The sequence below is a fragment of the Rossellomorea aquimaris genome (assembly GCF_001877785.1).
GTDB classification, from domain to species: domain Bacteria; phylum Bacillota; class Bacilli; order Bacillales; family Bacillaceae_B; genus Rossellomorea; species Rossellomorea aquimaris_A.
In genome coordinates, this window is the sequence record NZ_MINN01000043.1 from 1 (window position 1) to 439 (window position 439).

The window sequence follows — 439 nt, forward strand, 5'->3', positions numbered from 1 at the left end:
ATCAGCGCACCGCAGAAATGCAGCAAAAAGTGGCGCAGAGTGACAGCGTGATCAACAGGTTAAAAGAAGAAAATCAGAAACTGAAAAACGAGCTGATTGTCGCGCAGAAAAAGGTCGATGCCGCCAGCGTACAGTTGGATGACAAACAGCGCACCATCATCATGCAGTGGTTTATGTATGGCGGTGGCGTGCTGGGGCTTGGCTTGCTGCTTGGTCTGGTACTGCCGCACCTGATCCCAAGCCGCAAACGCAAAGATCGCTGGATGAACTAAATCGCCTTCTTCGTTGCACTGTCTTATTATGAGGAATTGTGTATTTGACGAAGGGATGATGGCGTGAAGATTTATCTGGTCGGTGGTGCTGTTCGGGATGCATTGTTAGGGCTACCGGTCAAAGACAGAGATTGGGTGGTGGTCGGCAGTACGCCACAGGAGATGCT

2 protein-coding genes are annotated in these 439 nt (G+C 50.8%); both read left to right on the forward strand.

The window, feature by feature from the left end:
• Nucleotides 1-272, forward strand: a 272-nt coding sequence (locus BHE18_RS01555) for a TIGR04211 family SH3 domain-containing protein (RefSeq protein WP_141771794.1), incomplete at its 5' end; no start/stop codon positions are given.
• Between the two features lie 63 nt (nt 273-335).
• On the forward strand, nt 336-439 hold a 104-nt coding region (locus tag BHE18_RS01560), incomplete at its 3' end, for a hypothetical protein (RefSeq protein ID WP_141771795.1).